Source organism: Bradyrhizobium sp. DOA1 (assembly GCF_001593325.1).
In the GTDB taxonomy this organism is placed as follows: Bacteria; Pseudomonadota; Alphaproteobacteria; order Rhizobiales; family Xanthobacteraceae; genus Bradyrhizobium.
Genome location: NZ_JXJM01000001.1, coordinates 4,500,942 through 4,512,682 on the forward strand (window position 1 = coordinate 4,500,942; position 11,741 = coordinate 4,512,682).

The following is an 11,741-nucleotide window of genomic DNA, read 5'->3' on the forward strand; positions in this document are numbered from 1 at the left end:
TAATCCGCCGTTTCCTTGCGAGATGGCGGATTACGCCTTCGGCTAATCCGCCCTACGAAGGCGTTCGACGGAAAGGAAAGTCCATGGACTACGCCGCCAGCGACCTGACGCCACGCGAGCGCTACAAGGTGCTGACCTCCTTCATCCTGCCGCGGCCAATCGCGTGGGTGACTACGTTGGGGCCGACCGGCGTGGTCAATGCCGCACCGTTCAGCTTCTTCAACGCATTCTGCGAGGATCCGCCCCTCTGCATGTTCGCGGCCAACCGCAAGCCTGATGGTGAGGACAAGGACACGTTCCTCAACATCCAGCGAACCGGCGAGTTCGTCGTCAACATCGCCGACGAGCCGCTCGCGAAAGCGATGCACGAGAGTAGCGGCGATTTTCCGTCTGATATCGGCGAGCCCGACTATCTCGGCCTGAAGCTCGCGCCCTCGACCAGCATCGCGGTGCCGCGGCTGGCGGACACGCCCTGGGCGATGGAGTGCAAGCTCTGGAAGCTGATCGACGTCAACGACGATCGTCGCCTGATCATGGGCGAAGGCATCCACTTCCACATCCGCGACGAGCTCTGGGATCCCGAGGCGATGCGGGTGCACATGGACCGCTATCACCCGATCGGCCGCATGTTCGCCGACCGCTACTGCCGCACCGATGACCGCGTGGTGTTTCCGGCGGCAGAAGGCGTGAAGAGGTCGTAGGGTGGGCAAAGGCGCATAGCGCCGTGCCCACGTCTTTTGTACGCATTATGCTAATTGGTGGGCACGCTTCGCTTTGCCCACCCTACGAGACTTCGATCGAATTCGACGTCTCTGCGCACGCAGGGCGAGGAAGAAGAGCTACCTCGCCGCCTCGAGCTTGTCCTGCGTCTTGGTCTCGAAATCGCTGGCGTCGTGGCGCTCGTGGAGCTGGCTGGCGGGATCGCCGGAGACGCGGTTGACCATGCGGCCGCGCTTCACGGCCGGACGCTGGGCAATCTGGTCGGTCCAACGCTGCACGTTCTTGTAATCCTGCACCGAGAGGAATTCGCCGGCGCCATAGACCAGCCCCTTGGCGAGCGCGCCGTACCATGGCCACACCGCCATGTCGGCAATGGTGTACTCCTTGCCCGCGAGATATTCGTTGTCGGCGAGCCGCCGGTCCAGCACGTCGAGCTGACGCTTGGTCTCCATCGCGAAGCGATCGATGGCGTATTCTATCTTGGTCGGCGCATAGGCGTAGAAGTGACCGAAGCCGCCACCGAGATAGGGCGCGCTACCCATCTGCCAGAACAGCCAGGACATGGCTTCGGTGCGGGTCTTGATGTCCTTCGGCAGGAAGGCGCCGAACTTCTCGGCGAGGTAGAACAGGATCGAGCCGGACTCGAACACGCGGATCGGCTCGGGCCCGGAGCGGTCCATGAGCGCTGGGATTTTCGAGTTCGGATTGATGTCGACAAAACCGCTGCCGAACTGGTCGCCGTTGCCGATCCTGATCAGCCAGGCGTCGTATTCGGCGCCTTTGTGACCGAGCGCCAGCAGCTCTTCCAGCATCACCGTGACCTTCACTCCGTTGGGCGTTGCCAACGAATAAAGCTGGAGCGGATGTTTACCAACGGGCAGCTCTTTCTCATGAGTGGGCCCGGCGATCGGACGATTAATGTTGGCGAATTGCCCGCCATTCTCCTTGTTCCAGGTCCAGACTTTGGGCGGCACGTAGGCGGGGGTGTCGGTCATGGGAGCTCCGGCGGAAAGATGCGCCTGCATTAATTAGGCCCCGCACGCCCGATGGCAAGGGCGGCGAAACGCATTGCCCGGCTGGGCAAATCAACGTTTCGGCATGGCACCCCCTTCCCGCCCGTCATTCCGGGCACCCGGAGGGCGGAGCCCCGGAATGACGGCGTCACCTAGGACGCCGCAGCCTGCGGCTGCTGCGCCCGTCCCATCACGAACCCGTCATACCCCTTCGCCGCGACCTCGTCGCAGATGCGGCGGTAGACGCCGACGCCGCCAATATAGGGCATGAAGATGCGCGGCTTGCCGGGGATGTTGGCGCCCATGTACCAGGAATTAGCCTGCGGATAGAGCGTACCGTGGGCGACTTCATTGACATGGGCGACCCATTTCTCCTCGGCCTCCCTCTCCGCCTCCATCGTGACAAGGCCGTGCTTGCGCATGTGAGTCAGGCAACCGGCGATCCAGTCGACGTGCTGCTCGATCGACACGATCATGTTCGACAGCACCGAGGGGCTGCCCGGGCCGGTGATGATGAAGAGGTTCGGAAAGCCCTCGCTCATCAGCCCGAGATAGGTCTTCGGTCCCTCCGCCCATTTCTGGTTCAGCGTCTGCCCGCCCGGGCCGATGATGTCGATCTTCGCGACCGATCCGGTCATGGCGTCGAAGCCCGTCGCCATCACCAGTGCGTCGACCTCATGATCCTTGCCGGCGACACGAACCGCGTTCGCGGTGATCTCCTCGATCGGGTTGGTCTTGATGTCGATCAGCGAGACGTTCGAACGGTTGAACGTCGCGAAGTAATCCGTGTCGATGCAGATGCGCTTGGTGCCGATCGGATGGCTGTTGGGCTGGAGCAGCTTCGCGGTTTCCGGATCCTTCACGATCTCGGCGATCTTGCCGCGCACGAAGTCGGCGGCGGTGTCGTTCGCGGAACGCTCGAGGCCGAGATTGTTGTAGACATACATGAAGGTCAGCCCGCCGTTCTCCCAGCGCTTCTCGTACTTTCCACGACGAGCATCGTCAGCGTCATCGAGCGCACCGCGATCGGGTTGCTCGGCATAGATGCCGTTGCGGGCGACTTCGCGGGCGAAGCGGCGGATCTCCGGATAGTTCTTGCGGAACGCGCTACGCTCCTCGTCCGTCAGCGCGGCATTACGAGCTGGGATCGAGAAATTCGCCGTGCGCTGAAACACTGTGAGATGTTTGGCCTGGGCGGCGATGACGGGCGCCGACTGGATGCCGGATGAGCCCGTGCCGATCAGGCCGACGCGCAGGCCGGTGAAGTCGACATCCTCGTGCGGCCAATTTCCGGTATGGTAGACGGAGCCCTTGAAATCATCGAGCCCCTTGATATCGGGCTTGCGCGCGTTCGAGAGGCAGCCGGTGGCGAGCACGACGAACTGGGCTTGAACCGTCTTGCCGTTGGAGGCCGTCACCGACCAGCGCTGTGCGCGCTCGTCGAACATGGCGCGCTCGACGCGGGTTTTGAACTGGATGTCACGACGCAGATCGAAACGGTCAGCGACGTGGTTGGCATACTTCAATATCTCGGGCTGCGGAGCATAGCGCTCGCTCCAGTCCCACTCCTGCTGGAGCTCCTCCGAGAACGAGTAGGAATATTGCATGCTCTCGACGTCGCAGCGCGCGCCGGGATAACGATTCCAGTACCAGGTGCCTCCGACACCGTCGCCCTGCTCATAGACGCGCGCCGAGAAGCCGAGCCCGCGCAGGCGATGCAGCATGTACATGCCGGCAAAACCAGCGCCGACGACGACAACGTCGTAGGCCTCGCTTGCGCGGACGGGGCTCGATTGCGCTGACGACATCGGTTGGCGCTCCCACGTTGTTCTGTTGTTGTGCGCCAGCATTCGCTCACTGCTGCAAAAGCGCAAGAGGCTAATCGAAGCCTCCTGCCCTGCTTATTTTACGCGACGGAATGGCTGCCGCCGCGCGCGGCGTCTACACGCAAGATGCTCCGCCGAATCCGGCATGGCATCGTGCGCGACGATCGGCTAGCGTCGTTTCGCTTCGCCCACCAAGGCAACGAGAACGCGAAGGCCGCCGGGAGAGAGCCATGAAATCGCCGATCTGCGACATGCTGGGAATCGAGTTCCCGCTGCTGGCCTTCAGCCATTGCCGCGATGTCGTCGCCGCCGTCAGCCGCGCCGGCGGCTTCGGCGTGCTCGGCGCCACCGTGCACACGCCGGATACGCTCGAACGCGAGCTGAAGTGGATCGACGATCACGTCGACGGCAAGCCTTACGGCATCGACGTGCTGATCCCCGAGAACATCTCGACCGCGGGCGAGAAGGATGTCACCTGGAAGAGCCTGGAAGCGCGGGTGCCGCAGGCGCATCGCAGCTACACGCGTGATCTCCTGAAGAAATACGACATCGAGCTCACGACGACGGAGGTCGCGGCCGACCAGCCGCAGCCGTTCGACGGGAAAACGGCGCTGGAGCTGCTCGAAGTCTCCTTCAATCATCCGATCCGCCTGATCGCCAATGCACTCGGCGTGCCGCCCAAGGCTATGATCGAGATGGGCAAGAAGCACGGCGTGCCGGTCGCAGCCCTGGTCGGTGCCAAGGAGCACGCACTGCGCCAGGTCGCGGCCGGCGTCGACATCCTCGTGGTGCAGGGCACCGAGGCCGGCGGCCATTGCGGCGAGGTCTCGACCATGGTGCTGGTGCCGGAGGTGATCAAGGCGATCAAGAAGATCCGCGACGTGCCGGTGCTGGCGGCCGGCGGCATCATGACGGGACGGCAGATGGCGGCCTGCATGGCGATGGGCGCGGCCGGCGCCTGGACCGGTTCGGTGTGGCTGGCCACGGTCGAGGCCGAGACCACGGAGATCTTTCGCGAGAAGATGATCGCGGCGTCCTCGCGCGACGCCGTGCGTTCGAAGGGCCGCACGGGCAAGCCGGCTCGGCAGCTCCGCTCGGTCTGGACCGATGCCTGGGACCGTGCGCCGGACAGCCCGGGCGCATTGCCGATGCCGCTGCAAAGCATCATCAGCCGCGACGCCTTCCATTCGATCGACCGCGCCGCCGCGAGTGGCAACGCCAGGGCGCGCGACCTCGTGAGCTATTTCGTCGGCCAGGGCGTCGGGTTGATCGACAGCGTGAAGTCGGCCGGCGCAGTGGTGCAGGAATTCAAGGAAGAGTTTGCCGAAGCCGTCGAGCACATGAATGCGCTGGTGGCGGAGTGAATGCCCCTAGCCCATCCTTCGAGGCTCGTCCGACGGCGCCATGCGCCGCCGGACTCGCACCTCAGGATGACGTCGTCCCCGTAGCCGTCACCCTGAGGTGGCCGCTTCTTCAGCGGCCCTCGAAGGGCGGCGGCGTGCCCAGGATATGAAACGAAGCAAGAAGAAATGACCAATATCCCCGAAGAACGCACCCCCGTCATCGTCGGCATCGGCGAGATCGTCGACCGCCCCAAGGAGATCACCGAGGGCCTCGAGCCGCTCGACCTGCTCGAACAGGCGCTACGGCGTGCCGAGGCCGATGCCGGCGCAAAGCTGCTCGACGAGGTGGAATCGCTCGACGTCGTCAACTTCCTGAGCTGGCGCTATCGCGATCCGGAGAAGCTGTTGGCGCACCGCCTCGGCATTTCGCCGGCGCATTGCTATTACGGTCCCGTCGGCGGCGAGAGCCCGATCCGCTTCATCCACGAGGCCGCCAAGCGCATCGCGCGCGGCGAGTGTGTGGTGGCCGCGGTCTGCGGCGCCGAGGCGCAATCGACTGCGACCAAGGCCGAACGCGCCGGGGTCAAGCTGCCATGGACGCCGTTCGCCCACGATGTCGAGGAGCCCAAGCGCGGCGCGGCATTCCAGAAGCCGCTGGCGGTGAAGCTCGGCGTGTTTCGCCCGGTCACCGTCTATCCGTTCTATGAAGCGGCTTCGTCGGCGCAGTGGGGCCAGACGCCGCGCGAGGCGATGGCGGAATCAGGGACGCTGTGGTCGCGCTATTCTGAAGCCGCCGCGCAAAATCCAAACGCCTGGCTGAAGCGGCGCTACACCCCTGAAGAGATCACGACGCCGACCGCGGACAACCGTCTGATCGCTTGGCCCTACAACAAGCTCATGGTCGCCAATCCCAGCGTCAACATGGGCGGCGCGCTGCTGCTCACCAGCCTCGCCAAGGCACGCGAGGCCGGCATTGCCGAGGACAAGCTCGTCTACCCGCTTGGCGGTGCCTCGGCGGAGGAGCCGCGCGATTATCTCCTCCGCGACCAGTTCTATGAGAGCCATCCGCAGAACGCCGTGCTGAACGCGGTGATGGATCTCGCTGGGGACGACGGCAAGAAGTTCGACGCGATCGAGCTCTACAGCTGTTTTCCCTGCGTGCCCAAGATGGCACGGCGAACGCTGGGCTTAGGTGCCGACGTGCAGCCGACCGTGACGGGCGGCCTCACCTTCTTCGGCGCGCCGCTCAATACCTACATGACTCATGCCGCCTGCGCGATGGTCCGGCGTGTGCGGGATGGCGCCAGCCTCGGCCTGCTCTACGGCCAGGGCGGCTTCGTCACCAAGCATCACGCGCTGGTGGTGTCGAAGACCCCGCCGCGCGAAGCGCTGGCGCAGGAAACCAGCGTGCAAGGCGAAGCCGACCGCAACAAACGCGCAGTGCCGGAGTTCGTGACCGAGGTAAACGGCAAGGGCAAGGTCGAGAGCTTCACGGTGCTCTACGGCCGCGGCGGCGATGTCGAGCACGGCGTGGTGATGCTGCGCACGCAGGATGGCCGGCGCACGCTGGCGCGGATTCCGGCGGGCGACAGTGCGACGTTGGCGCATCTGCTCGACATCGATCGCACGCCGGTCGGTTCGCTTGGCGAGATCACGATGGCTGCGGATGGCGTGCCGGAGTGGCGGGTGGCGTAGATCTCGTAGGGTGGGCAAAGGCGCTCCTGCGCCGTGCCCACCTTGCTTTTCCGATAAAGCAAGATGGTGGGCACGCTTCGCTTTGCCCACCCTACGAGACCGTCCTAACTCCGTGGCGCCTGCTTCTCCGATGCCGTTGCCGGCTTGCCTTTGCCGCCAACGACACGCACCGCATCGCCGTCCGACAGGCCGTCTGGCGGCGCCGTGATGACGCGGTCTTCCGCTGCGATGCCCGAGGCCAGCTCGATCTCGCGGCCGAGATCGCGGGCGATGGTCACGGTCTTGAACAGCACCTTGTCGTCCGGTCCGACGGTCGCAACGCGCAGGCCGCTGCTGTTGAAGATCAGCGCGCTGGCGGGGATGCTGAGCGGCGCGGAGTCGCGCTGCAGGTTCAGCTTCACGCTGGCGTAGCCGCCGGGCATCAGCTCGCCGGAGGAATTGTCGAGCCCGAGCTGCATGCGCGTCGTGCCGGAGGCGACATCGACGGCCTGCGAGGAAGCCTCCACGGTCGCCTGGAAATTCCGGTTCGGGTATTCGGGCAGCGTGATGGTGGCCTTGGCCCCGATCTTGATCGCCGGGACATAGTTCTGGGGCACGTTGACGTAGACGCGCAGCTTGCTGATGTCGGAGACCACGAACATCGCCGGGCCCGAGCCGCCGCCGGCATTGATCAGCGCGCCGACGTCGGTATCGCGTGCGGTGACAACGCCGTCGAACGGCGCGGTGATCTTCTTGTAGCCGGCCAGTGCTTCCAGCCGCTCGACATTGGCCTTGCCCGAATTGACGGCCGCGTTCTTGTTGGAGAGATCCGCCGTCCGCTCGTCGATCTCCTGCGCCGAGACGAAGTTCGAGGCGACAAGCGTCTTGCGCCGGTTCAGCGTCGCTTCCGACAGCCGTGCACTGGCCTGCTGGCTGGCGAGGTCGGCGCGGGCTTGCAAGAGCTGCTGGTCGAGGTCCGGCGCTTCGATCTCGGCAATCACCTGCCCGGCCTTGACGCGGGCGCCGATGTCGGCGTTCCAGCTCTTCAGGTAACCCGACACGCGCGCAAAAATCGGAGCGCGGTAATAGGCTTCCAGCCGGCCGGGCAGATCGAGGGTGGCGTGGAGCGCCTTGGCATTGGGTTGGGTCACCGCGACGGTGGGAATGGCCTGATCGTCGGTCCATTCCTTCAGCTTGGTGCCCTGCTCCTCGCGGGCGCGGATGCCGGTGCCCACGACGAGGCCTGCCGCAATCAGCGCCACCACGCCGAAGATGCCCAGTTTCCGGTGCGACACCGGGGAGCGGGGTTCAGTGGGCGACATGCGCGGTCTCCAATAAGGCGGCGGCCTTGGCGCCTTGCTTCTTGTGTACCATGCTGAACACCACGGGAACGAACATCAGCGTGGCGAAGGTTGCAAAGATCAGGCCGCCGATCACGGCGCGGCCGAGCGGCGCGTTCTGCTCGCCGCCTTCGCCCAGCCCCAGGGCCATCGGCGCCATGCCGATGATCATGGCGAGCGCAGTCATCAGCACCGGACGGAACCGGACGAAGCCGGCTTCGAGCGCGGCCGCAATGGGATCGCCGAGCTCCTCGTAGCGCTCGCGCGCGAAGGAGATCACGAGCACGCTGTTGGCCGTGGCAACGCCCATGCACATGATGGCGCCGGTCAGGGCCGGCACCGACAGCGTCGTCTCGGTCATGAACAGCATCCAGACGATGCCGGCGAGCGCAGCCGGCAGGGCCGTGATGATCACGAACGGATCGGACCAGGACTGGAAGTTCACGACGATCAGGAAGTAGATCAGCACGACGGCACCGAGCAGGCCGAACAGCAGGCCGGTGAAGGCACTGTTCATGGTCTGCACCTGGCCGAGCAGCACGACGGAGGAGCCCTTCGGCACGTCCTTGGCGGTATCGGCGATGAGCTGGCGGATATCGGCCGCGACCGCACCGAGATCGCGGCCCGTGGTCGTGGCAAAGATCTGCACCATCGACTGGATGTCGTATTGCGAGACCACCGCACTCGAGGTCGAGCGCTTGATGTCGGCGATGCCGCCGAGGATCGGCGATTGCGAATTGCCGGCCGCGGTGATCGGCAGCGTCTGCAGCGCGCTGAGTGAATCGATCTGATACTGCGGCGTCTGCATCACGATCGAGTAGGACACGCCGTTGTCGGGATTGAGGTAGTAGGTCGGCGCCACCTGCGAGGAGCCGGCGAGGTTGACCACGAGGCTGTTGGTCACGTCGCGCTCGGTCAGGCCGACATATTGCGCGCGGGTACGATCGACGTCGATGTTGAAGGTCGGATTGTTCGGCGATTGCTGGATACGCGCGTCGGCAACGCCGGGAATCTTGCGGACCTTCGCCAGCAGGCTGTTGGCGTAGGCGAAATTGGCTGGAAGGTTGGCGCCGCGGATTTGGAGGTCGATCGGCGCCGGCGCGCCGAAGTTCAGGATCTGACTGACGATGTCCGCGGGGAGGAACGCGAAACTGACGCCGGGGAACAGCCGCGGCAGCTGCTCGCGCAATACCTTCACGTGCTCTTCCGTCGGCTTGTGGCCTTCCTTCAGCTTGATCTGGATGTCGCCGTCCTGCGGGCCGATCACGCCGGTGTTGTTGTAGGTCATGTTGATGCCGGAGATCGGCATGCCGATATTGTCGGTCATGGTCTCGATCTCGCCCGGAATCAGCTTGCGGACGGCCTTCTGGATGTCGGCGAGCTGATTGGCGGTCTCCTCGACGCGGGTGCCGACTTGCGTGCGGACATGCATCAGGATGTTGCCGGCATCGACCGCGGGGAAGAAGTTGCGCCCGAGGAACGGCACCAGCGCGAAGGACGCGCCGACGACGCAGAGGAAGCCGATCACGAACACCGCGCGGTGCGCCAGCGCGAGGCCAAGGAAGTTGTGGTAGCCGCCGCGGATACGCTCGAACCGAGCCTCGAAGCCGCGCTGGAACCAGACGAAGGGATTGCGCGATTTCGGGGGTCCGCCTTCGTGATGGACATGCGCCTTGAGCAGATAGTTCGCCATAGTCGGCACCAGCGTGCGCGACAGGATGAACGACCAGATCATCGCGAACATCACGGCTTCCGCCATCGGCACGAACAGGAAGCGCGCAACGCCGGTGAGGAAGAACATCGGCACGAAGACGATGCAGATGCAGAGCAGCGACACGAAGGCCGGCGTCACGATCTGGTTGGCGCCGTCGAGGATCGACTGCTCGACCGGCTTGCCCTGCTCCAGATGGTAATTGATGTTCTCGATCGTCACCGTGGCATCGTCGACAAGGATGCCGACCGCGAGCGCGAGGCCGCCGAGCGTCATGATGTTCAGCGTCTCGCCGATTGCCGACAGCATGATGATGGCGCCGAGCACCGATAGCGGGATCGAGACCGCGATGATGATCGTCGATCGCCAGCTGCCGAGGAACAGCAGGATCATGACGCTGGTGAGCAGCGCCGCGATCACGCCTTCGACGGCGACGCCCTGGATCGCGCCACGGACGAACACCGACTGGTCGCCGATAAAGCCGATCTTCAGGGCGTCGGGCATCTGATCCTTGACGTCGATCACCTTCTGCTTGATGCCGGCGATGATGTCGAGCGTCGAGGTCGCGCCGGCTTTCAGCACCATCATCAGCACCGAGCGGTTGCCGTCGACGTGGACGATGTTGGTCTGCGGCGGATTGCCGTCGCGCACGGTCGCGACGTCGCGCACATAGACCATGGCACCGTTGACGGTCTTGATCGGCAGATTGCCGAGCTCGTCGATCCGGAGCGGTGAATTGTTGAGCTGGATGTTGTATTCGAACTGACCGATCTTCTGGGTACCGACCGGCGTGATCAGGTTCTGGGCTGCCAGCGCATTGGCGACGTCCTGACCCGAGAGGCCGCGGGCCTGGAGCGCGGTCGGATCGAGATCGATCTGGACCTGACGCTGCTTGCCGCCGAAGGGATACGGGATCGCCGCGCCGGGCACGGTGACCAACGGCGTGCGAAGCTGGTTGATGCCGATATCGGCGAGATTCTGTTCGGTGAGCCCCTCGCCTGACAGCGCGACCTGAATGATCGGCACCGTGGAAGCCGAATAGTTCAGGATCAAGGGCGGCGTCGCGCCCGGCGGCATCTGCTTGAGCAGCGTCTGCGAGATCGCGGTGACCTGGGCGTTGGCGGTGCGGATGTCGACGTTCGGCTGAAAGAAGATCTTGATGATGCCGAAGCCGTTATACGAATTGGCGGTGATGTGCTCGATGTCGTTGACCGTCGTCGTCAGCGCACGCTGGAACGGCGTGGTGATGCGGCCGGACATCTGGTCAGGCGGCAGGCCGGTGTACTGCCAGACCACGCCGATCACGGGAATGCGAATGTCCGGGAAGATGTCGGTCGGCGTCCGCAGCGCCGCCAGCGGTCCGATGATCAGCAACAAAAGCGCGAGCACGACGAAAGTATAGGGCCGGCTCAGGGCAATACGGACCAGAGCAATCATGCGCCAGGCAATTCCAGGTCAAACGAGAATGTGGAATCCGCCCCCACGGCGATCCCCATTCCCCTTTACCCGAGCGCCGTCGGAAACGCTAATCTCCGGCGGCCTTGCCGCATTCACTTCCCTGCTACCGCACTGCGAATTGACATCGCAGCCATGCGGCGGCGTGCCTCAGGCGGCACGGACCGAATTGAGGAACTTGCCGACCTCGCTCTTCAGCCTGTTCGAGTCGTTCGACAGCATCTGCGCCGCCGACAACACCTGCGAGGAGGCCGTGCCGGTCTCGGTCGCACCGCGCTGCACGTCGGTGATGTTGGAAGAAACCTGCTGGGTGCCTTGCGCTGCCTGCTGCACGTTGCGAGCGATCTCCTGGGTCGCTGCGCCCTGCTCCTCCACGGCCGCCGCGATCGCCGAAGAGATCTCCGACAGACGCTCGATGGTCGAGGAGATCTCCTTGATGGCCCCGACCGAGTCGTTGGTCGCGGCCTGGATGCCGGAAATCTGCTGGCCGATCTCGCCCGTCGCCTTCGCGGTCTGCTCGGCCAGCGCCTTCACCTCGGAAGCCACCACGGCAAAGCCGCGGCCGGCCTCGCCGGCGCGTGCCGCCTCGATGGTCGCGTTCAGGGCCAGCAGGTTGGTCTGTCCGGCGATGGTGTTGATGAGCTCGACGACGTCGCCAA

8 protein-coding genes are annotated in these 11,741 nt (G+C 64.6%); 3 read left to right on the forward strand and 5 right to left on the reverse strand.

Features of this window, described 5'->3' with window-relative positions; all coding sequences use genetic code 11:
* Nucleotides 1–83 precede the first annotated feature (83 nt).
* Nucleotides 84–701 carry a flavin reductase family protein gene (locus tag SE91_RS21135; RefSeq protein ID WP_061848971.1) on the forward strand — a complete coding sequence of 206 codons (618 nt, stop codon included), beginning with the start codon at nucleotides 84–86 and terminating at the stop codon, nucleotides 699–701.
* A 138-nt stretch (nucleotides 702–839) separates the two neighbouring features.
* Here SE91_RS21135 and yghU read toward each other — a convergent pair whose 3' ends face one another.
* Both yghU and SE91_RS21145 read right to left on the reverse strand, forming a co-directional pair.
* Nucleotides 840–1,715 (reverse strand): glutathione-dependent disulfide-bond oxidoreductase, encoded by an 876-nt coding sequence (gene yghU, locus SE91_RS21140; RefSeq protein ID WP_060737640.1) that lies wholly within the window; start codon nucleotides 1,713–1,715, stop codon nucleotides 840–842.
* A gap of 170 nt (nucleotides 1,716–1,885) precedes the next feature.
* Nucleotides 1,886–3,541 carry a flavin-containing monooxygenase gene (locus SE91_RS21145; RefSeq protein ID WP_061851227.1) on the reverse strand — a complete coding sequence of 552 codons (1,656 nt, stop codon included), beginning with the start codon at nucleotides 3,539–3,541 and terminating at the stop codon, nucleotides 1,886–1,888.
* A 248-nt stretch (nucleotides 3,542–3,789) separates the two neighbouring features.
* Here SE91_RS21145 and SE91_RS21150 point away from each other — a divergent pair, with 248 nt between their 5' ends.
* Nucleotides 3,790–4,923: a nitronate monooxygenase gene (locus SE91_RS21150; protein WP_061848972.1), complete on the forward strand. Its 1,134-nt coding sequence runs from the start codon at nucleotides 3,790–3,792 to the stop codon at nucleotides 4,921–4,923.
* A gap of 165 nt (nucleotides 4,924–5,088) precedes the next feature.
* Nucleotides 5,089–6,597: an acetyl-CoA acetyltransferase gene (locus SE91_RS21155; protein ID WP_061848973.1), complete on the forward strand. Its 1,509-nt coding sequence runs from the start codon at nucleotides 5,089–5,091 to the stop codon at nucleotides 6,595–6,597.
* A 104-nt stretch (nucleotides 6,598–6,701) separates the two neighbouring features.
* Here SE91_RS21155 and SE91_RS21160 read toward each other — a convergent pair whose 3' ends face one another.
* From SE91_RS21160 to SE91_RS21170, 3 genes are all read right to left on the reverse strand, one after another.
* A complete protein-coding gene (locus tag SE91_RS21160) occupies nucleotides 6,702–7,898 on the reverse strand; it encodes an efflux RND transporter periplasmic adaptor subunit (protein ID WP_061848974.1) in 1,197 nt (398 codons plus the stop codon).
* Entirely contained in the window at nucleotides 7,885–11,064 is a 3,180-nt protein-coding gene (locus SE91_RS21165; protein ID WP_061848975.1) for an efflux RND transporter permease subunit, read from the reverse strand. Before SE91_RS21165 ends, SE91_RS21160 begins: the two co-directional genes overlap by 14 nt.
* Before the next feature lie 168 nt (nucleotides 11,065–11,232).
* On the reverse strand, nucleotides 11,233–11,741 hold a 509-nt coding region (locus SE91_RS21170), incomplete at its 5' end, for a methyl-accepting chemotaxis protein (RefSeq protein WP_245318485.1).

Excerpts from the sequence above, each read along its gene's own strand:
- SE91_RS21135 (WP_061848971.1), top strand. The coding sequence starts at position 84 with ATGGACTACGCCGCCAGCGACCTGACGCCACGCGAGCGCTACAAGGTG.
- yghU (WP_060737640.1), bottom strand. The coding sequence starts at position 1,715 with ATGACCGACACCCCCGCCTACGTGCCGCCCAAAGTCTGGACCTGGAAC.
- SE91_RS21145 (WP_061851227.1), bottom strand. The coding sequence starts at position 3,541 with ATGTCGTCAGCGCAATCGAGCCCCGTCCGCGCAAGCGAGGCCTACGAC.
- SE91_RS21150 (WP_061848972.1), top strand. The coding sequence starts at position 3,790 with ATGAAATCGCCGATCTGCGACATGCTGGGAATCGAGTTCCCGCTGCTG.
- SE91_RS21155 (WP_061848973.1), top strand. The coding sequence starts at position 5,089 with ATGACCAATATCCCCGAAGAACGCACCCCCGTCATCGTCGGCATCGGC.
- SE91_RS21160 (WP_061848974.1), bottom strand. The coding sequence starts at position 7,898 with ATGTCGCCCACTGAACCCCGCTCCCCGGTGTCGCACCGGAAACTGGGC.
- SE91_RS21165 (WP_061848975.1), bottom strand. The coding sequence starts at position 11,064 with ATGATTGCTCTGGTCCGTATTGCCCTGAGCCGGCCCTATACTTTCGTC.